General features: G+C 47.6%; 23 protein-coding genes and 1 other annotated feature (1 of these 24 only partly in view). All 23 genes read left to right on the top strand.

All coding sequences use genetic code 11. The annotated features are described in order from the left end of the window. Nucleotides 1-24, top strand: a sequence feature (ribosomal protein L10 leader region); it begins 130 nt to the left of the window's first position. A gap of 44 nt (nucleotides 25-68) precedes the next feature. The 23 genes from rplJ (at nucleotide 69) to rplX (ending at nucleotide 20642) form a co-directional block, all read left to right on the top strand. After that, nucleotides 69-575 (top strand): 50S ribosomal protein L10, encoded by a 507-nt coding sequence (gene rplJ / locus ACQKD4_RS14195; RefSeq protein ID WP_214697119.1) that lies wholly within the window; start codon nucleotides 69-71, stop codon nucleotides 573-575. A gap of 60 nt (nucleotides 576-635) precedes the next feature. After that, a complete protein-coding gene (gene rplL, locus ACQKD4_RS14190) occupies nucleotides 636-1004 on the top strand; it encodes a 50S ribosomal protein L7/L12 (protein WP_074032420.1) in 369 nt (122 codons plus the stop codon). 79 nt (nucleotides 1005-1083) lie between these two features. Then, nucleotides 1084-1680, top strand: a complete 597-nt coding sequence (locus ACQKD4_RS14185) for a class I SAM-dependent methyltransferase (RefSeq protein ID WP_074032423.1) — start codon at nucleotides 1084-1086, stop codon at nucleotides 1678-1680. 193 nt (nucleotides 1681-1873) lie between these two features. Continuing rightward, on the top strand, nucleotides 1874-5422 hold the full coding sequence (rpoB, locus tag ACQKD4_RS14180; protein WP_214697140.1) for a DNA-directed RNA polymerase subunit beta: 3549 nt from the start codon (nucleotides 1874-1876) through the stop codon (nucleotides 5420-5422). A 22-nt stretch (nucleotides 5423-5444) separates the two neighbouring features. Then, entirely contained in the window at nucleotides 5445-9044 is a 3600-nt protein-coding gene (gene rpoC, locus ACQKD4_RS14175) for a DNA-directed RNA polymerase subunit beta' (RefSeq protein WP_427373804.1), read from the top strand. Nucleotides 9045-9334: 290 nt separating this feature from the next. Continuing rightward, the gene (rpsL, locus tag ACQKD4_RS14170; RefSeq protein ID WP_012727683.1) at nucleotides 9335-9757 is read left to right on the top strand and encodes a 30S ribosomal protein S12; all 423 of its coding nucleotides are present in this window, start codon (nucleotides 9335-9337) and stop codon (nucleotides 9755-9757) included. A 48-nt stretch (nucleotides 9758-9805) separates the two neighbouring features. After that, entirely contained in the window at nucleotides 9806-10273 is a 468-nt protein-coding gene (gene rpsG / locus ACQKD4_RS14165; RefSeq protein ID WP_012727682.1) for a 30S ribosomal protein S7, read from the top strand. Between the two features lie 112 nt (nucleotides 10274-10385). Next, nucleotides 10386-12464 carry an elongation factor G gene (gene fusA, locus ACQKD4_RS14160; protein ID WP_214697122.1) on the top strand — a complete coding sequence of 693 codons (2079 nt, stop codon included), beginning with the start codon at nucleotides 10386-10388 and terminating at the stop codon, nucleotides 12462-12464. A gap of 114 nt (nucleotides 12465-12578) precedes the next feature. Further along, nucleotides 12579-13766: an elongation factor Tu gene (gene tuf / locus ACQKD4_RS14155; protein ID WP_214697124.1), complete on the top strand. Its 1188-nt coding sequence runs from the start codon at nucleotides 12579-12581 to the stop codon at nucleotides 13764-13766. Nucleotides 13767-13874: 108 nt separating this feature from the next. Beyond that, entirely contained in the window at nucleotides 13875-14390 is a 516-nt protein-coding gene (locus ACQKD4_RS14150) for a hypothetical protein (RefSeq protein WP_427373803.1), read from the top strand. Nucleotides 14391-14767: 377 nt separating this feature from the next. Next, nucleotides 14768-15076, top strand: coding sequence for a 30S ribosomal protein S10 (gene rpsJ / locus ACQKD4_RS14145; protein WP_074032438.1), 309 nt, complete (start codon nucleotides 14768-14770; stop codon nucleotides 15074-15076). A gap of 62 nt (nucleotides 15077-15138) precedes the next feature. Beyond that, nucleotides 15139-15765 (top strand): 50S ribosomal protein L3, encoded by a 627-nt coding sequence (gene rplC / locus ACQKD4_RS14140; protein WP_074032441.1) that lies wholly within the window; start codon nucleotides 15139-15141, stop codon nucleotides 15763-15765. Nucleotides 15766-15793: 28 nt separating this feature from the next. Continuing rightward, the gene (gene rplD, locus ACQKD4_RS14135; RefSeq protein WP_012727676.1) at nucleotides 15794-16417 is read left to right on the top strand and encodes a 50S ribosomal protein L4; all 624 of its coding nucleotides are present in this window, start codon (nucleotides 15794-15796) and stop codon (nucleotides 16415-16417) included. Continuing rightward, nucleotides 16417-16698 (top strand): 50S ribosomal protein L23, encoded by a 282-nt coding sequence (gene rplW / locus ACQKD4_RS14130; RefSeq protein WP_026824834.1) that lies wholly within the window; start codon nucleotides 16417-16419, stop codon nucleotides 16696-16698. Before rplD ends, rplW begins: the two co-directional genes overlap by 1 nt. Before the next feature lie 34 nt (nucleotides 16699-16732). Continuing rightward, entirely contained in the window at nucleotides 16733-17563 is an 831-nt protein-coding gene (rplB, locus tag ACQKD4_RS14125; RefSeq protein ID WP_012727674.1) for a 50S ribosomal protein L2, read from the top strand. Nucleotides 17564-17629: 66 nt separating this feature from the next. Continuing rightward, nucleotides 17630-17905 (top strand): 30S ribosomal protein S19, encoded by a 276-nt coding sequence (rpsS, locus tag ACQKD4_RS14120; protein WP_012727673.1) that lies wholly within the window; start codon nucleotides 17630-17632, stop codon nucleotides 17903-17905. 20 nt (nucleotides 17906-17925) lie between these two features. After that, complete coding sequence (rplV, locus tag ACQKD4_RS14115; RefSeq protein WP_012727672.1) at nucleotides 17926-18258, top strand: 50S ribosomal protein L22; 333 nt, start codon at nucleotides 17926-17928, stop codon at nucleotides 18256-18258. Between the two features lie 13 nt (nucleotides 18259-18271). Next, nucleotides 18272-18931, top strand: coding sequence for a 30S ribosomal protein S3 (gene rpsC, locus ACQKD4_RS14110; RefSeq protein ID WP_012727671.1), 660 nt, complete (start codon nucleotides 18272-18274; stop codon nucleotides 18929-18931). Between the two features lie 32 nt (nucleotides 18932-18963). Continuing rightward, entirely contained in the window at nucleotides 18964-19401 is a 438-nt protein-coding gene (rplP, locus tag ACQKD4_RS14105; protein WP_012727670.1) for a 50S ribosomal protein L16, read from the top strand. Continuing rightward, complete coding sequence (rpmC, locus tag ACQKD4_RS14100; RefSeq protein ID WP_012727669.1) at nucleotides 19388-19591, top strand: 50S ribosomal protein L29; 204 nt, start codon at nucleotides 19388-19390, stop codon at nucleotides 19589-19591. The genes rplP and rpmC overlap by 14 nt, the downstream gene beginning before the upstream one ends. A 32-nt stretch (nucleotides 19592-19623) precedes the next feature. Continuing rightward, nucleotides 19624-19884, top strand: a complete 261-nt coding sequence (gene rpsQ / locus ACQKD4_RS14095) for a 30S ribosomal protein S17 (protein ID WP_012727668.1) — start codon at nucleotides 19624-19626, stop codon at nucleotides 19882-19884. Between the two features lie 44 nt (nucleotides 19885-19928). Next, on the top strand, nucleotides 19929-20297 hold the full coding sequence (rplN, locus tag ACQKD4_RS14090) for a 50S ribosomal protein L14 (RefSeq protein ID WP_026824839.1): 369 nt from the start codon (nucleotides 19929-19931) through the stop codon (nucleotides 20295-20297). A gap of 36 nt (nucleotides 20298-20333) precedes the next feature. Next, entirely contained in the window at nucleotides 20334-20642 is a 309-nt protein-coding gene (gene rplX / locus ACQKD4_RS14085; protein ID WP_074032448.1) for a 50S ribosomal protein L24, read from the top strand. Nucleotides 20643-20661: the final 19 nt, after the last annotated feature.

The raw sequence follows: 20661 nt of genomic DNA, 5'->3' as shown, positions 1-20661 counted from the left end.
ATACGAGGGATTTCTTTTGGAGAGCAGCCTCTCGTCCGGTATAAGAATTGACTAGGAGGTGCAAACACATGGCAAACGAAAAAATCGTAGCTCAGAAATCGGCACTCGTCGATGAAATCGCTGAGAAAATGCAAGCGAGCGTTGGAACAGTTGTTGTTGACTACCGTGGACTTACAGTTGAAGAAGTGACTACACTCCGTAAATCACTCCGTGACGCTGGAATCGAGTTCAAAGTTTACAAGAACGGTCTTCTTCGCCGCGCAGCTACTCAGTCGAACTTCGAAGGTCTTGACGAAGTCTTCACTGGTCCTACAGCAATCGCCTTCTCTAACGAAGACGTTGTTGCTCCAGCGAAGATCTTGAACGACTTCTCGAAAGAGCACAAAGCGCTCGAACTCAAAGGCGGAATCATCGAAGGCAAAGTGACTTCACTCGAAGAAATCAAAGCCCTTGCAGAACTTCCATCACGCGATGGTCTTCTCTCGATGCTTCTCAGCGTACTTCAAGCTCCAATCCGTGGGCTCGCAGTCGCAACAAACGCAATCGCAGAACAAAAAGAAGAGCAATCAGCTTAATTTTTGTCGCGTAGCGTAACTCAAAAAACTTTTTCACAACATCAAAGGAGGAAAACCATAATGGCTTTCAACAAAGAGCAATTCATCGAAGACCTCAAATCAATGACGGTTCTCGAACTTAACGAACTCGTAAAAACAATCGAAGAAGAATTCGGCGTATCAGCAGCAGCTCCAGTAGCAGTTGCAGGTGCTGGCGCAGGCGCAGCAGCTGAAGAGAAAACTGAATTCGACGTAGTACTCACAAACGCTGGCGCTGGTAAAATCAACGTCATCAAAGCTGTTCGTGAAATCACAGGTCTCGGCCTTAAAGAAGCAAAAGCACTCGTTGACGGAACTCCAGCTCCAGTCAAAGAAGGCGTTTCTAAAGAAGACGCTGAGTCAATCAAAGCTAAGCTTGAAGAAGCTGGCGCATCTGTTGAAGTTAAGTAATTCAACTTCACAACCTATAGAAGCTCGCCATGGCGAGCTTCTTTTATTTCCTTGAAGAAAGGGTTAGGAGGTTCAACGCATGGGAGATCATTACTATACGAACGATCCACGTTCGGAAAGTGCCCCGGAGACATGGACGTACGAGTTGCGAGGGAAACAGTATCATTTCACTTCGGACCGCGGTGTGTTCTCGAAAGGATCAGTCGATTTTGGGTCGCGTCTTTTAATTGAGTCGTTTGAAGTGCCTGATGTCTCAGGACGTATTTTAGATGTAGGCTGCGGCTATGGTCCGATGGGGATCTCGCTTGCCGATGCCTCTGGGCGTGAAGCCTTGCTCATCGATGTGAATGAGCGTGCGCTGGCGCTCTCTGAGCAAAACGCCGCCCGTAATGGAGTGACGGTCGAAACACGACTTTCTCACGCGTATGACGCGGTGGGGGGAGAACGGTTTGCCGCCATTGTCACCAATCCGCCGATTCGTGCGGGGAAACAAGTCGTCCATACGATCTTGCGTGAAGCACATGCGCATTTGGTCGATGGAGGAGCAATCTATGTCGTCATTCAGAAAAAACAAGGAGCGCCTTCTGCTAAGAAGTTATTAGAAGAGGTGTTTGGTCAAGTCGAAACGATTGCGAAAGAAAAAGGTTACTTTATTTTCCGAGCAATTCGGTCTTGACAAACGGTGAAGTCTTGTTGACTCGCTATAACGTATATGCTAACATTATAAAATGCCATTGGAATGGAATTCGCTTGAAACTGCCGTGTCTGCTGCTTTTTAGAGACGGAAAACGAGCGACATTCAATGACAATGTTCGATTACTACGCCCGAAAAATTCGCTAAAGAATTGGGGGTCTGAGAGGTGAATCAGTTGACTGGTCAACTTGTTCAGTACGGTCGTCACCGTCAGAGAAGAAGCTTTGCCCGTATCAGTGAGGTATTAGAGCTTCCGAATTTGATTGAAATTCAAACTGCTTCTTATGAGTGGTTCTTGCGTGAAGGATTGAAGGAAATGTTCACGGACATTTCACCGATTTCCGACTTCACAGGAAACCTCGTATTGGAGTTCATCGATTACTCGCTCAGTGAGCCGAAGTATTCAATCGATGAATCGAAGGAGCGCGACGTTACTTATTCTGCGCCACTTCGCGTAAAAGTACGTCTCCAAAACAAAGAGACAGGTGAGCTTAAGGAACAAGAAGTATTCATGGGTGATTTCCCGCTCATGACAGAATCGGGAACGTTTATCATTAATGGTGCAGAACGCGTCATCGTTTCCCAGCTTGTCCGTTCACCGAGCGTGTACTATAACGCTAAACTCGATAAAAACGGTAAACGTGGATTTGGCGCAACCGTCATCCCGAACCGTGGTGCTTGGCTCGAACTCGAGACAGATGCCAAAGATATCGTTTATGTTCGTATCGACCGTACCCGTAAAATCCCGGTAACGGTGTTGTTGCGTGCCCTCGGATTCGGTACGGACCAAGAGATTATCGACCTTCTCGGGGATGACGAATACCTTCGTAACACCCTTGAAAAAGATAATACAGAGTCTACAGAAAAAGCGTTGATCGAGATTTATGAGCGTCTCCGCCCTGGTGAACCACCAACGGTAGAAAATGCGAAATCACTTCTCGTGTCACGTTTCTTCGACCCGAAACGTTATGACTTAGCGAACGTCGGTCGCTACAAGATGAACAAAAAGCTTCATCTTAAGAACCGTTTGTTCGGTCAAAAATTGGCGGAAACGCTCGTGGACCCAGAAACAGGCGAAGTACTCGCTGAAGCTGGAACAGTCCTCGATCGCCGCAACTTAGATCGTATCCTCCCACACTTGGAGAGCGGCCTCGGTTATGTCGATGCGGAACCAACTGGTGGTGTCGCTGAAGGTGAACCGTTCGGTCTTCAATCAATCAAAGTCATCTCACCAGATGACCCAGATGGAGAGCGTGTCTTGAACATCATCGGAAATGGCAATATCGACCGTAGTATTAAACATATTACGCCGGCTGATATTATCGCTTCAATCAACTACTTCTTCAACTTACTTCACGAAGTCGGAACAACAGATGACATCGACCACTTAGGAAACCGTCGTCTTCGTTCAGTCGGAGAACTTCTCCAAAACCAATTCCGTATCGGGCTTTCTCGTATGGAACGTGTTGTAAAAGAACGTATGTCGATTCAAGATCAAAACGCGATCACACCGCAGGCGCTTATCAACATTCGCCCGGTTATCGCATCACTGAAAGAGTTCTTCGGTAGCTCGCAATTGTCACAGTTCATGGACCAGACGAACCCGCTCGCTGAGTTGACGCACAAACGTCGTCTCTCTGCACTTGGACCGGGTGGTTTGACACGTGAGCGTGCTGGTTTCGAAGTTCGAGACGTTCACTATTCGCACTACGGTCGGATGTGTCCAATCGAAACACCAGAGGGACCGAACATCGGACTCATCAACTCACTCTCGTCTTATGCGAAAGTGAACGAGTACGGTTTCATCGAAGCACCGTATCGTCGCGTTGACCCGGAAACAGGTCTTGTCACTGGCGATATCCAATATATGACGGCTGATGAGGAAGACCTCTATGTCGTCGCACAGGCGAACATGCCGCTCACAGAAGACGGTCACTTTGCAGACGAACAAGTTCTTTGCCGTTTCCGCGGACAAAACTTGTCAGTTGAGCCAAGCCGAGTCGATTACATGGACGTTTCGCCGAAACAGGTTGTTTCTGCCGCAACAGCATGTATCCCATTCCTTGAGAACGATGACTCGAACCGTGCCCTCATGGGAGCGAACATGCAACGTCAAGCAGTACCGCTTCTCCAACCAGATTCACCGATTGTCGGTACTGGAATGGAGTACGTGTCTGCGAAAGACTCTGGGGCAGCAATCGTTGCGAAATACCCAGGTGTCGTTGAGCGTGTCACAGCGCGTGAAATTTTGATCCGTCGTACGTCTGACGTTAACGGTTCTGAGGTTTCAGGTGATTTAGACCGCTACAAACTTCAAAAATATGTCCGTTCTAACCAAGGGACATGCTACAACCAAAAACCAATCATCGCAGCTGGCGACCGTGTCGAAAAAGGAGAAATCCTTGCAGACGGTCCGTCGATGGATATGGGTGAGCTCGCGCTCGGCCGTAACGTCGTCGTTGCCTTCATGACTTGGGATGGTTACAACTATGAGGATGCGATCATCATGAGTGAGCGTCTCGTGAAAGATGACGTGTACACATCGATTCATATCGAAGAGTACGAGTCGGAGTCACGTGACACGAAACTCGGACCAGAGGAAATCACACGTGATATTCCAAACGTCGGAGATGACGCACTTCGTAACTTGGACGATCGTGGAATTATCCGCATCGGAGCTGAAGTTAAAGATGGCGATATCCTCGTCGGTAAAGTAACACCTAAGGGAGTTACAGAATTGACGGCGGAAGAGCGTCTCTTGCACGCAATCTTCGGTGAGAAGGCACGTGAAGTACGTGATACGTCACTTCGTGTACCAAACGGTGGAGACGGAATCATCTTGGATGTCAAAGTGTTCGACCGTGAAAACGGCGACGAGTTGTCTCCAGGCGTCAACCAGATGGTACGTGTCTACATCGTTCAAAAACGTAAGATTCACGAAGGGGATAAGATGGCGGGACGTCACGGTAACAAAGGTGTTATCTCGCGGATCCTCCCTGAAGAAGATATGCCATACATGCCAGACGGTACACCGGTTGACATCATGCTCAACCCGCTTGGGGTACCATCTCGTATGAACATCGGTCAGGTGCTTGAACTTCACTTAGGGATGGCGGCGAAGAAGCTCGGCATCAAAGTGGCGACACCTGTATTCGATGGAGCGCGTGAGGAAGACGTATGGGCAACGATTGAAGAGGCTGGTATGGATAAAGATGCGAAGACGCGTCTCTATGACGGTCGTACGGGTGAACCGTTCGATAACCGTGTCTCTGTCGGTGTCATGTACATGATCAAACTCGCGCACATGGTTGATGACAAACTTCACGCTCGTTCGACTGGACCATACTCACTCGTTACGCAACAACCGCTCGGTGGTAAAGCACAGTTCGGTGGTCAGCGCTTCGGGGAGATGGAAGTTTGGGCTCTTGAAGCGTACGGCGCAGCCTACACGCTCCAAGAAATCTTGACAATCAAGTCGGATGACACGGTTGGTCGTGTGAAAGCATACGAGGCCATCGTGAAAGGCGAGAGCGTTCCGAAAGCGGGCGTTCCTGAATCATTCCGCGTCTTGATCAAAGAGCTTCAAGCGCTCGGTATGGAAGTCAAGATGATGTCAGCGGATGATGAAGAAGTCGAAATGAAAGATGAAGATGACGACAACATCCCGAACGCAACATCGGCGTTAGAACAAGTCGTTCAACCGACTGTTACGGAAGAGGAATAAGGCGAAAAGGGAGGTCGGCCCCTTGGTAGATGTTAATCGATTTGAATATATGAAAATCGGCTTGGCTTCATCAGAGAAGATCCGTTCGTGGTCTTACGGTGAAGTCAAAAAGCCGGAAACGATCAACTATCGTACACTTAAACCAGAGAAGGACGGATTATTCTGTGAACGAATCTTCGGTCCTACGAAAGACTGGGAATGTTACTGCGGGAAGTACAAACGTATCCGTTATAAAGGAGTCATTTGTGACCGCTGTGGCGTTGAAGTGACGAAAGCGAAAGTGCGTCGCGAGCGAATGGGCCATATCGAGCTCGCGGCACCAGTTTCGCACATCTGGTACTTCAAAGGGATTCCAAGCCGCATGGGGCTTGTTCTCGATATGTCACCACGTGCACTCGAAGAAGTGATTTACTTCGCTTCTTACGTGGTCACAGAGCCAGGTGATACACCGCTTGAGAAGAAACAACTTCTCTCGGAAAAAGAATTCCGTCTCTATCGTGAAAAATACGGTAGTGACTTCAAAGCAGACATGGGTGCTGAAGCCATCCGTACACTCCTTCAAGACGTCAATCTTGAAAAAGAAGTGAGCGAGCTTCGTGAAGAGTTGAAAACTGTCCAAGGTCAACGTCGTACACGTGCGATCAAGCGTTTGGAAGTTCTCGATGCGTTCTTCACGTCAGGGAACAATCCGGATTGGATGATCCTTGAAGTACTTCCTGTCATCCCACCAGAGCTTCGCCCAATGGTACAGCTCGACGGTGGACGCTTTGCGACATCTGACTTGAACGACTTGTATCGTCGAGTCATCAACCGTAACAACCGTCTCAAACGTTTGCTCGACCTCGGCGCGCCGAACATCATCGTGCAAAACGAGAAGCGTATGCTTCAAGAAGCGGTTGACGCCCTCATCGACAACGGTCGTCGTGGTCGTCCGGTAACAGGTCCTGGTAACCGTCCGCTCAAATCACTTTCACACATGTTGAAAGGGAAACAAGGTCGCTTCCGTCAAAACCTTCTTGGTAAACGGGTCGACTACTCAGGACGTTCGGTTATCGTCGTCGGACCGAACTTGAAGATGTATCAGTGTGGTCTTCCAAAAGAGATGGCACTTGAGCTCTTCAAACCGTTCGTGATGAAAGAGCTTGTCGGTCGCGGCATCGCTTCGAACATCAAGAACGCAAAACGCAAAATCGAGAAGATGCAACCTGAAATCTGGGGCGTCCTTGAAGAAGTTATCCGTGAGCATCCGGTTCTCTTGAACCGTGCCCCGACACTTCACCGTCTTGGTATTCAAGCATTCGAACCGATTCTTGTTGAAGGTCGTGCGATTCGCCTTCACCCACTCGTATGTACGGCTTATAACGCCGACTTCGATGGTGACCAAATGGCCGTCCACGTTCCGCTTTCTGCAGAAGCACAAGCGGAAGCACGTCTTCTCATGCTCGCTGCACAGAACATCTTGAACCCGAAAGACGGAAAACCGGTTGTTACACCATCGCAGGATATGGTCCTCGGTAACTACTACATCTCACTCGAACGTGAAGATGCCGTCGGTCAAGGGAAAGTGTTCTCGAACGTCAACGAGGCGTTGATCGCTTACCAAAACGGATATGTCCACTTGCACTCGCGTGTGGCACTTCCGGCACGTACGCTCAACAACCCGACGTTCACAGACGAACAGAACGAGAAATTGCTCATTACGACTGTTGGTAAGATGATCTTCAACGAGATCTTGCCAAACACATTCCCATACTTGAACGAGCCGACAATGGAAAACTTGCAGGAAGCAACTCCTGATAAGTACTTCATCGACAAAGGGGCGAACGTTGCGGAAGAAATCGCATCACGTCCAATTATCGACCCGTTCAAAAAAGGATTCCTTGGAAAAGTCATCGCGGAAGTGTTCCAGAAGTTTGAAACGACTGAAACAAGCCGCATGCTTGACCGCATGAAAGATCTCGGCTTCAAACACTCGACGAAAGCCGGTGTGACAGTTGGGATCGCCGACATCATCGTACTTCCTGATAAACAGGAAATCTTGGATGAGGCACAAAAACAAGTCGACCAAATCATGAAGTCGTTCCGTCGTGGTCTCATCACAGAAGATGAGCGTTACGAGCGCGTTGTACGTGCTTGGAACGAAGCGAAGGATGAAATTCAATCTCGATTGATGAAATCCCTCAACCGCTTGAACCCGATCTTCATGATGTCTGATTCTGGTGCCCGTGGTAACGCATCTAACTTTACGCAGCTTGCGGGTATGCGTGGTTTGATGGCCGCTCCATCTGGTCGCATCATCGAACTTCCAATCAAATCGTCGTTCCGTGAAGGTCTGACGGTTCAAGAGTACTTCATCTCGACTCACGGGGCTCGTAAAGGTCTTGCCGATACAGCCTTGAAGACAGCCGACTCAGGTTACTTGACGCGTCGTCTCGTTGACGTTGCACAAGATGTCATCATCCGTGAAGAAGATTGTGGAACAGACCGCGGGATCCGCGTTTCTGCACTCCGCGAAGGTACGGAAGAAATCGAAAACTTGTACGACCGTCTCGTCGGACGTACATCGTTTGAAACGGTCACACACCCTGAAACGGGCGAAGTGTTAGTTGATAAGAACGAATTGATCACAGAAGACATCGCACGCGTCATCGTTGATGCAGGTGTCGAGCAAGTAGAAATCCGTACAGCCTTCACATGTAACACGTCACACGGCGTATGTAAGAAGTGTTACGGACGTAACTTGGCTACTGGATCAAACGTTGAAGTCGGGGAAGCCGTCGGTATCATCGCCGCACAATCTATCGGTGAGCCAGGAACGCAGCTTACAATGCGTACCTTCCACACAGGTGGGGTTGCCGGAGACGATATCACACAAGGTCTTCCACGTATCCAAGAGGTATTCGAAGCCCGTAACCCGAAAGGTCAAGCGGTCATCTCGGAAATCTCTGGTACGGTCATCGACTTCACGGAATCGCGTGACAAGCGTGAACTCACGGTCGAAGGATTCAGTGAAACACGTTCTTACACGATTCCATTCGGAGCGCGTCTCCGTGTTCAAATCGGCGATACAGTAGAAGCCGGTGAAGTCTTCACGGAAGGTTCGATCGATCCGAAAGAATTGCTCGCCGTCCGTGGTGTATCTGGTGTTCAGAACTATCTTCTCCAAGAAGTTCAAAAAGTATACCGGATGCAAGGGGTAGAAATTGGTGATAAGCACGTTGAGGTTATGGTTCGCCAAATGCTTCGTCGTGTCAAAGTCATCGAGTCTGGTGACACACCACTTCTCCCAGGTTCACTTGTCGACATCAGCGTCTTCAAAGAAGCGTGTAAAGATGCGATTCGTGACGGAAAACACCCAGCGACTGCAAAACCAGTCCTTCTCGGGATCACAAAAGCATCACTTGAGACAGATTCGTTCCTCTCAGCGGCTTCGTTCCAAGAAACGACTCGTGTCTTGACAGATGCGGCAATCAAAGGGAAACGCGACTATCTCCTCGGACTCAAAGAGAACGTCATCATCGGTAAACTCGTTCCAGCTGGTACTGGAATGGCTGTCTACCGCGATGTCGAACTTAAAGAAGATGAGGTGCCAGTTGCACTCGAAGATACAACCGTCGAGTAAAATACGTCTTGACAGCGCAGGTTGGCGGTGCTACTATGATTTAGTGCCGCCAATCGGTTGTTGTCGATGACAACGATGTCCAGCAGTCGGCAAGCTACTTGGACGTCCATCCGAACTTTCTACGGGAAGGTTTGGCTGCTACAATTGCCACTTTCAAGGTATAACTCACGTTTTTGCGAGGTCATGGAATGCCTACGCCTCGTAAAAGCGTTTCGTTATGACCTTAAATGAACCACCCGGGTCGGTGGGACTAGAAAATAGCAACATTCAGGAAGGGAGGATCTTCAAAGATGCCTACTATTAACCAGTTAGTCCGTAAAGGACGTAAATCGAAAGTCGTTAAATCTGACTCTCCAGCACTTAACAAAGGTTACAACAGTTTCATCAAGTCACAAACAAACGTGAGCTCACCACAAAAACGTGGTGTTTGTACACGTGTTGGTACAATGACTCCGAAGAAACCGAACTCGGCGCTTCGTAAGTATGCTCGTGTTCGTTTGACTAACCAAATCGAAGTGACTGCGTACATTCCAGGTATTGGCCACAACCTTCAAGAGCACAGCGTTGTTCTTATCCGTGGAGGACGTGTAAAAGACTTACCAGGGGTACGTTACCACATCGTTCGTGGTGCGCTTGACACTGCAGGTGTTGATGGACGTATGCAAGGCCGTTCTAAATACGGTACGAAGCGTCCGAAAGCTGCGAAGAAGTAATTCTCGCCAACTAAAATACAATTGAAATTTTGAAAGGAGGGTACTCGGATGCGTAAAAACCGTGCAGAACGTCGTGACGTTATCGCAGATCCGATCTACAACTCGAAATTGGTAACTCGCCTCATTAACCGTGTCATGTTAGACGGTAAAAAAGGTACAGCTCAAACTATCATTTACAACGCATTTGGCATCATCGCTGAACGCTCAGGCAAAGAGCCTATGGAAGTGTTCGAAGAAGCAATGAACAACATCATGCCTGTACTTGAAGTTAAAGCACGCCGTGTAGGTGGAGCTAACTACCAAGTTCCTGTTGAAGTTCGTCCAGAGCGCCGTACAACACTTGGTCTTCGTTACCTCGTGAACTACGCTCGTCTCCGCAACGAAAAAACGATGGAGCAACGTATCGCGAACGAAATCATGGATGCAGCCAACAACACTGGTGCGTCTGTTAAGAAACGCGAAGACATGCATAAGATGGCAGAAGCAAACAAAGCGTTTGCTCACTATCGTTGGTAATTTAATCGTAAAGTCCACTCCGCCAAGCATGGCTTAACGGAGTGGCTTTCGGGTATAATCATATCGTGTGCGCGCACACGAAAATCAAACATGCGGAAGGAGAATACCCAGTATGGCAAGAGAATTCTCCCTAAAGAATACTCGTAACATCGGGATCATGGCTCACATCGATGCCGGTAAAACGACAACAACTGAACGTATTCTTTATTACACAGGTCGTATCCACAAAATTGGTGAAACGCACGAAGGTGCTTCACAAATGGACTGGATGGAGCAGGAGCAAGAGCGTGGAATCACGATCACTTCAGCTGCGACAACTGCACAGTGGAATGGCCACCGTGTAAACATCATCGATACACCTGGACACGTAGACTTCACAGTAGAAGTTGAACGTTCACTCCGTGTACTTGATGGTGCTGTTGCTGTACTTGACGCTCAGTCAGGTGTAGAACCACAAACTGAAACTGTATGGCGTCAAGCGACGACATATGGTGTACCACGTGTCGTATTCGTCAACAAGATGGATAAAATCGGCGCAGACTTCTTGTACTCTGTGAAGACGCTCCACGATCGTCTTCAAGCGAACGCTTACGCGATCCAACTCCCAATCGGAGCAGAGGACGATTTCAAAGGGATCATCGATCTCGTTGAAATGAAGACTTACATGTACAACAACGACCTCGGTACTGACATCGAAGTAACAGATGGCTTCCCAGCTGACATGGCTGACCAAGCTGAAGAACTTCGCGGTCAATTGATCGAAGGTGTTGCTGACTTCAACGAAGAGTTGATGATGAAGTACCTTGAAGGTGAAGAGATTTCAATCGATGAATTGAAAGCTGCAATCCGTCAAGCGACACTTAGCGTTGAATTCTACCCTGTACTCGTTGGTTCTGCCTTCAAGAACAAAGGTGTTCAGCTCATGCTTAACGCCGTTGTTGATTACCTCCCATCACCAGTTGATGTTGAGTCAATCAAAGGGATCAACCTCGATACAGAAGAAGAAATCACGCGTGAGCCTTCTGACGAAGCTCCATTCTCAGCACTTGCGTTCAAAGTTATGACTGACCCTTACGTCGGTAAATTGACGTTCTTCCGCGTGTACTCTGGTACAGCTGAAGCAGGATCATACGTGAAGAACTCGACTAAAGGGAAGCGTGAGCGTCTCGGTCGTATCCTTCAAATGCACGCAAACAGCCGTGAAGAGATTCCAATGGTATACGCTGGTGACATCGCCGCTGCTGTTGGTTTCAAAGACACGACTACTGGTGACACGCTTTGCACAGAGAAAGATAACATCGTTCTCGAGTCAATGACGTTCCCAGAACCAGTTATCTCGGTTGCAATCGAGCCTAAATCGAAAGCAGACCAAGATAAGATGGGTCAAGCTCTTGCGAAACTCGCAGAAGAAGATCCAACATTCCGCACTGAAACAAACCCTGAGACTGGTCAAACGATCATCTCTGGTATGGGTGAGCTTCACCTTGATATCCTCGTTGACCGTATGCGTCGCGAATTCAAAGTAGAAGCTAACGTTGGTGCACCACAAGTTGCTTACCGTGAAACAATCCGTGGCGCTGCGAAGATCGATTCGAAATTCGTTCGTCAGTCTGGTGGACGCGGTCAGTACGGTCACGTTGTCGTAGAATTCGAGCCGAACGAAGAAGGCGCTGGATTCGAGTTCGAGAACAAGATCGTCGGTGGTGTTGTACCACGTGAATACGTCCCAGCTGTTCAAAACGGGATTGAAGAAGCTCTCGAAAACGGTATCCTCGCTGGTTACCCAGTAGTTGACGTTAAAGCTCGCCTCGTATTCGGATCGTACCACGATGTCGACTCGAACGAGATGGCGTTTAAAGTTGCTGCTTCGATGGCGGTTAAACAACTTAAGGACCAAGCGAAAGCTGTCATCCTTGAGCCAATGATGCGTGTTGAAGTTGTTATCCCTGAAGAATACATGGGTGACATCATGGGTGATGTAACGTCACGCCGTGGACGCGTAGAAGGTATGGAAGCTCGCGGTAACGCACAAGTCGTTAAAGCGATGATTCCACTTTCAGAAATGTTCGGTTACGCAACATCACTTCGTTCACGTACACAAGGACGTGGAACGTACTCGATGCACTTCGATCACTACGAAGAAGTACCGAAATCAATTGCTGAAGAAATCGTCAAAAAAGCGAACGGCTAATAACGGTTGTATCGCTAGATTGATTGTTGTAAGCTAAGGAGGACGTATGTTAAAAGTAACCTACGTCTTCCTAGTTAAATAAAAACTAATCGTTTAATAGAGGAGGAATCTAGAATGGGTAAAGAAAAATTCGACCGTTCTAAACCGCACGTTAACGTTGGTACAATCGGCCACGTCGACCACGGTAAAACAACTTTGACTGCAGCAATCTCTGCTGTACTTTCACGTGCACAAGGTAAAACAGCTACTAAGTTTGACCAAATCGATGGTGCTCCAGAAGAGCGCGAGCGCGGTATCACAATCGCAACAGCTCACATCGAGTACGAAACTGACAAGCGTCACTACGCACACGTTGACTGCCCAGGACACGCTGACTATGTTAAAAACATGATCACTGGTGCTGCTCAAATGGACGGCGCGATCCTCGTTGTATCTGCAACAGATGGCCCAATGCCACAAACACGTGAGCACATCCTTCTTTCACGTCAAGTAGGTGTTCCTTACATCGTAGTCTTCATGAACAAAGTTGACATGGTAGACGACGAAGAGCTCCTCGAACTCGTTGAAATGGAAATCCGTGAACTTCTTTCTGAATACGACTTCCCAGGCGACGACCTCCCTGTAATCAAAGGTTCTGCACTTGGCGCACTTAACGGTGAAGCTCAGTGGGAAGAAAAAGTTATGGAACTCATGAACGCTGTTGATGAGTACATCCCAGAACCAGTTCGTGACACAGACAAAGACTTCATGATGCCTGTTGAGGACGTATTCTCAATCACTGGTCGTGGTACTGTAGCGACTGGTCGTGTTGAGCGTGGTGTTCTCCGCGTCAACGACGAGATCGAAATCGTTGGTCTTACAGAAGAAACTAAGAAAACTGTATGTACTGGTGTAGAGATGTTCCGTAAGCTTCTTGACTATGCTGAAGCTGGCGACAACATCGGTGCACTTCTCCGTGGTGTATCACGTGACGACATCGAGCGTGGACAAGTACTTGCTAAGCCAGGTTCAATCACACCACACTCAAAATTCAAAGCATCAATCTACGTTCTTTCTAAAGAAGAGGGTGGCCGTCACACGCCATTCTTCGCGAACTACCGCCCGCAGTTCTACTTCCGTACAACTGACGTAACAGGTATCGTTCACCTTCCAGAAGGTACTGAAATGGTAATGCCAGGAGACAACATCGAGTTGACGATCGAATTGATTTCTACAATCGCGATCGAAGACGGTACACGTTTCTCTATCCGTGAGGGTGGCCGTACTGTAGGTGCTGGTTCAGTAACAGAAATCATCGAGTAATCGATTGATTCAACTGAACAACTTTAAGCAGTCCGCAATATGCGGGCTGCTTTTTTGTGTTTCTGGATGAGCGTGGTAAGATGAAGCATACGAGGAAGGAGTGACGTCATGTTGAAACAATTGGAGACGATTTGTCGCTTGAATGGAATCGCATATCGTATCGGCGGTTCGCAACTGTTAAAGCATCATGGCATTGTCGACGAAACGAATGACATTGATGTTTTCGTAGAGCCCGATCAGTTTGAACGATTAGACCAGATCTTGAGTCGTGCTGGAGAGAAACAATCATCCGAACCACATGAGGCGTACTTGAACTTGACGACGTACTTTGGGGAGTATGTTTTCGAGGGGACCGACGTAGATGTCATGTCCAGTTTTCGCATGAAGTGTACTGACGGCATCTATACACATCCTTATATAGAAGCAGAAGGGAACTGGATGCACCTCGAAGAATGGATTGTCCTTTATACAGTCATCGGTAGAGAGGATAAACTGACGCGTCTGGCTCGCTATTTTGAGACACACGATATAAATGAAGGAATTGTTCATGCATGTTTAAGAAGAGCCCCACAATCGGTCGTAGAAGGGGTAACGGAGCGATTTGGAGAGATGATGAAACGCTAGGTCGAGTTGACATGGGACTTCGTTTGAAAAATAGTTCAATAAAAGAATGAATTTTCTCTTGCAAAAGCTCGCGAATCTTGTTACATTAGGGAACGTTGAGCAACTCATCAGACAACCAGCAACTTCAAAAATCTAATCTTGCATTCCATGACCAGATTAGATATAATGATTAAGTGTTTGTGCGAGTGGTGAGAGACTTTACAGCAGAAAACGGGTCCAATCGTTGATTCGCAATGATCGGATGCCTCTGCTGACACAAGCACGCTGCGTTGAAGCGGGAGGTTATGACACGCCAGGCAGCATTGCCATGGCCGGTGTGGAAATTTCCGCGGAGAATTGTCTATTTTTAAAATAGGCGACAAAGGAGGGAAACAAACATGGCAAATGAAAAAATTCGTATTCGTTTAAAAGCATATGACCATCGCGTTCTCGATCAATCAGCTGAGAAGATCGTTGACACTGCGAAGCGTTCAGGTGCAAAGGTATCGGGTCCAATCCCGCTCCCAACTGAAAAATCGGTTTACACGATCCTTCGTGCGGTTCACAAGTACAAAGATGCTCGTGAGCAGTTCGAAATGCGTACACACAAACGCTTGATCGACATCGTAAACCCAACACCGAAAACAGTCGATTCGCTTATGCGTCTCGAGTTACCATCAGGTGTAGACATCGAAATCAAACTTTAATTCTTCATATAGTAGATACTAGCCAGAAGAGACAATTAATTATTTAACAGGAGGTGTATCTCATGGCTAAAGGAATCTTAGGAACAAAACTTGGTATGACTCAAATCTTCAACGAAGCAGGCGAAGTTGTACCGGTAACAGTAGTTGCTGTAGAAGGTAACGTCGTTCTTCAACTTAAAACAGTTGATACAGACGGTTACGAAGCAGTTCAACTTGGTTTCGGAGACATCAAAGAATCACGTCAAAACAAACCATCAAAAGGTCACGCTGCGAAAGCAAACGCGACACCTAAGCGCTTCATCAAAGAAGTTCGTACTTCAGTAGAAGGATACGAAATCGGTCAAGAGATTAAGGCAGACATTTTCGCTGCAGGTGAATTAGTAGACGTTACAGGTACATCGAAAGGTAAAGGATTCCAAGGTGCGATCAAGCGTCACGGACAATCACGTGGACCAATGGCTCACGGTTCGCGCTACCACCGTCGTCCTGGTTCGATGGGTCCTGTCGCTCCTAACCGCGTATTCAAAGGGAAACTTCTTCCTGGTCAAATGGGTGGAGAGCGTAAAACAATTCAAAACCTTGAAATCGTTAAAGTTGATGTGGAACGCGGCCTTCTCCTCGTGAAAGGTGCTATCCCAGGCGCTCGTAAATCGAACGTCATCATCAAATCAGCGGTCAAAGGTAACTAATTAACTGCACGGAAAGGAGGAATTACGAATGCCTAAAGTAGCTTTGCTTAACCAAACAGGTTCACAAGTTGGCGAAATCGAATTGGCAGAAGCCATCTTCGGAATCGAGCCAAACGAATCAGTACTTTACGACGCAATCGTCATGCAACAAGCATCACGCCGTCAAGGTACTCACGATACGAAAGGTCGCTCGGAAGTACGCGGTGGCGGCCGTAAACCATGGAAACAAAAGGGAACTGGTCGTGCGCGCCAAGGTTCTATCCGCTCACCACAATGGGTTGGTGGTGGTACAGTCTTCGGTCCAACACCACGTTCATACTCTTACAAACTTCCTAAGAAGGTTCGTCGTTTAGCACTTCTCTCGGCTCTTTCGTCGAAAGTACAAAACAACGAAATCATCGTCCTCGAAGGCCTTGCTTTCGATGCACCAAAAACAAAAGATATGGCTGCTGTACTCAACAGCTTATCAGTAGAACGTAAGGCTCTTGTAGTCACAGCGGACTACAATGAGACTATCGCTCTCGCAGCTCGTAACATCCCAGGAGTGACTGTGATCGACGCAGCAGGCGTAAACGTTCTTGACCTCGTTGCTAACGACAAAGTCATCTTCACTAAAGATGCGGTTGCGAAGGTAGAGGAGGTGCTTGCATAATGGCTCAAGCATACGATATCATCAAACGTCCGATTATCACTGAGCGTTCAGTTAGCCTCATGGAAGCTAACAAATACGTTTTCGAAATCGACGTAAAAGCGACTAAATCGCAAGTGAAACACGCTATCGAAACAATCTTCAATGTGAAAGTTGCTTCGGTAAACACAATGAACTACAAACCGAAAGCGAAACGTGTCGGTCGTCACGCTGGTTACACAGCTCGCCGTAAAAAAGCGATCGTAACTCTTGCAGAAGGCAACACAATCGACTTCCTCGGTTAATTAACTACCTTAGAAGAAAAGGAGGGAATCCTCGATGGCAATCAAAAAGTTTAAGCCGACCACTAACGGTCGTCGTAACATGACATCTCTCGACTTTGCAGAGATCACAACGAATCGCCCTGAAAAATCGTTAACTGAAAAGCTTTCGAAAAAAGGCGGACGTAACAACCAAGGTCGCTTGACTGTTCGTCACCAAGGTGGCGGTCACAAGCGTAAATACCGTATCATCGATTTCAAACGTAACAAAGATGGCGTTGCAGGACGCGTAGCAACGATCGAATACGATCCAAACCGTTCAGCAAACATCGCACTCATCAACTATGTAGATGGTGAGAAACGTTACATCCTCGCTCCTAAGGGCATCAAAGTAGGCATGGAAATCATGTCTGGTCCTGAAGCGGATATCAAAGTGGGGAACGCTCTTCCACTCGTAAACATCCCTGTCGGTACAACAATCCACAACATCGAGCTTAAGCCTGGTAAAGGCGGTCAGCTTGTTCGTGCGGCTGGTGCATCGGCACAAATCCAAGGACGTGACGGCAAGTACGTCATCGTTCGTCTTCAATCAGGTGAATCACGCTTGTTCCTCGGCACTTGCCGCGCGACAATCGGTTCAGTTGGTAACGAAGAACACGAACTCGTAAACATCGGTAAAGCAGGACGTTCACGTTGGTTAGGCAAACGCCCAACAGTACGTGGTTCTGTCATGAACCCGGTTGATCACCCACACGGTGGTGGTGAAGGTCGTGCGCCAATCGGTCGTTCGGGCCCACTTACTCCTTGGGGTAAACCAGCTCTTGGTCTTAAGACTCGTAAGAAAAACAAATCGAGCGACATGTACATCCTTCGTCGCCGTAAGAAATAATTACTACATGATTCTCGGGCGGTTCGAAAGGGCCGTTCCCGAATCATTCCAAAGGGAGGTTCTAACATGGGTCGCAGCTTAAAAAAAGGTCCATTCGCAGATCACCACTTGCTCGCTAAAGTTGACAAACTCAACGAATCTGGTGAGAAGCAAGTCATCAAAACTTGGTCACGTCGCTCGACGATCTTCCCAGAATTCATGGGTCACACGTTCGGTGTGCACGATGGTCGTAAACACGTACCAGTATTCGTGACAGAAGACATGGTTGGTCACAAACTTGGTGAATTCGCTCCAACACGCACGTACAAAGGTCACGGATCAGACAAGAAAACGAAACGGTAATTTGAGGGGAGGTCAAATCCATGCAAGCTAAAGCATCAGCTAATATGGTCCGTCTTGCTCCTCGCAAAGCACGTCTCGTTGTAGACTTAATTCGCGGGAAACAAGTCGGCGAAGCGCTCTCTGTCCTTGCTCACACGAACAAGGCAGCATCGCCAGTCGTTGAAAAAGTATTAAAATCAGCGATTGCTAACGCAGAGCACAACTACGATATGAACATTGAGAACCTCGTTGTAACAGAAGCTTACGTAAACGAAGGTCCAACACTCAAACGCTTCCGCCCACGTGCGATGGGTCGCGCAAGCCGTATTAACAAACGCACAAGCCACATCCACATCGTGGTAACTGAGAAATAAGGAGGGATATGTAGTGGGTCAAAAGGTAAATCCGCACGGTCTTCGCGTTGGTGTTATCAAAGACTGGGATTCGCGTTGGTACGCTGAGAAAGACTACGCTGATCTCCTTCATGAAGACTTCGTTATTCGTGAATACATCGAAAACAAAATGAAGGATGCTAGTGTTTCTAAAGTTGAAATCGAACGCGCTGCAAACCGCGTGAACATTTCGCTTCACACTGCGAAGCCAGGTATGGTAATCGGTAAAGGTGGTTCTGAAATCGAATCACTCCGTAAACACATTACAAAAATCGCTGACGGAAAACGCGTTCACATCAACGTTGTTGAAGTGAAAAACGCTGACGCTGTTGCGAAGCTTGTAGCAGAAAACATTGCTCGTCAATTGGAAGGTCGCGTATCATTCCGTCGTGCAATGAAACAATCAATTCAACGTTCGATGCGTACTGGCATCAAAGGGATCAAAACAGAAGTTTCTGGTCGTCTTGGTGGCGCTGATATCGCTCGTTCAGAGAAATACTCGGAAGGAACAGTTCCACTTCACACACTCCGTGCCGACATCGACTACGGAACAGCTGAAGCTGACACAACTTACGGTAAAATCGGCGTAAAAGTTTGGTTATACCACGGTGAAGTTCTTCCAACAAAAAACAACACAGCGAAAAACGCTGAATAATAAACACTCTTTCAGGAAGGAGGCAACACACTATGTTGTTACCTAAACGCGTGAAATATCGTCGTGTACACCGTGGTAAAATGCGCGGGAATGCTAAACGCGGCACAACTGTACACTTCGGTGAGTTCGGTCTCCAAGCTCTCGAAGCGAGCTGGATTACAAACCGTCAAATCGAATCAGCACGTATTGCAATGACACGTTATATGAAACGTGGTGGTAAAGTGTGGATCAAGATCTTCCCACACAAGCCGTACACTAAAAAGCCTCTCGAAGTCCGAATGGGTTCGGGTAAAGGTGCTCCAGAAGGCTGGGTAGCTGTAGTTAAGCCTGGCAAAGTAATGTTCGAAATCGCAGGTGTATCTGAGGAAGTGGCACGTGAGGCACTTCGTCTTGCATCGCACAAACTTCCAGTAAAATGTAAGTTCGTGAAACGTGAAGAAAATGGTGGTGATACGAATGAAAGCAACTGATCTCCGTCAATCAACAACTGAAGAGCTCAACGGTAAAGTGGGCGAGTGGAAAGAAGAACTCTTTAACCTTCGCTTCCAACTTGCTACAGGTCAGCTTGAGAATCCTGCTCGTATCCGTGAAGTACGCAAGTCGATTGCGCGTGCTAAAACGATTCTTCGTGAACGCGAACTCGGCATCAACAACGGCTAATTACATCGGATTCTTGAGAGGAGGTAACACTCATGGAACGCAACAACCGTAAAGTGTTCACTGGTCGCGTCGTGTCTGACAAAATGGACAAAACGATCGTCGTCGCAGTAGAAACAAAGGTTCGTCATAAACTTTATGGCAAACGTGTAAACTACACGAAGAAATATAAAGCACACGATGAGAACAACGTCGCTAAAGTGGGCGATATCGTTCGCATCGCGGAAACACGTCCTCTTTCTAAAGACAAACGTTTCCGTCTTGTAACAGTAGTAGAAGAATCAGTAATCATCTAATAACAGTTCGGATTTATTAAACATCCGGAGGGAGGTACACTCGCATGATTCAACAAGAATCTCGCTTGAAAGTAGCAGACAACTCTGGCGCGCGTGAACTGTTGACAATTAAGGTTCTCGGTGGTTCTGGTCGTAAGACTGCAAACATCGGTGACGTTATCGTCGCTACGGTAAAACAAGCAACACCAGGTGGCGTTGTTAAAAAAGGTGACGTTGTCAGAGCAGTTGTCGTTCGTACAAAACGCGGCGCTCGTCGTAAAGATGGTTCGTACATCCGTTTCGATGAGAACGCAGCAGTCATTATCAAAGATGACAAGAGCCCACGCGGCACACGGATCTTCGGGCCAGTTGCACGTGAACTTCGTGAAAAAGAATTCATGAAGATCGTTTCGTTGGCACCGGAAGTACTTTAATTTCCAATTTCAATCCTATAAGGAGGTGCGCAAACGATGCATGTTAAAAAAGGCGATACAGTCCAGGTAATGTCTGGTAAAGATAAAGGCAAGCAAGGGGTTATCCTCAAAGCTATGCCAAGCAAAAACCGCGTAGTGGTTGAAGGCGTAAACGTGATGAAAAAACACTCAAAACCTTCACAAGCGAATCCACAAGGCGGGATCCTTGAGATCGAAGCACCAATTCACGTCTCGAACGTAATGCCACTCGACCCTAAAACTGGCAAACCAACTCGTGTTGGTTTCAAAGTAGTCGATGGTAAAAAAGTTCGTGTCGCGAAATCGGGCGAATCACTCGATAAATAAGAAGAACGTGACGAAAGGA

The organism is Exiguobacterium sp. NPDC077395, from assembly GCF_050269125.1.
GTDB classification, from domain to species: domain Bacteria; phylum Bacillota; class Bacilli; order Exiguobacteriales; family Exiguobacteriaceae; genus Exiguobacterium; species Exiguobacterium aestuarii_A.
The sequence above is the reverse complement of the archived record's forward strand: the minus strand, read 5'-3'. Positions and strand labels throughout refer to the sequence as shown.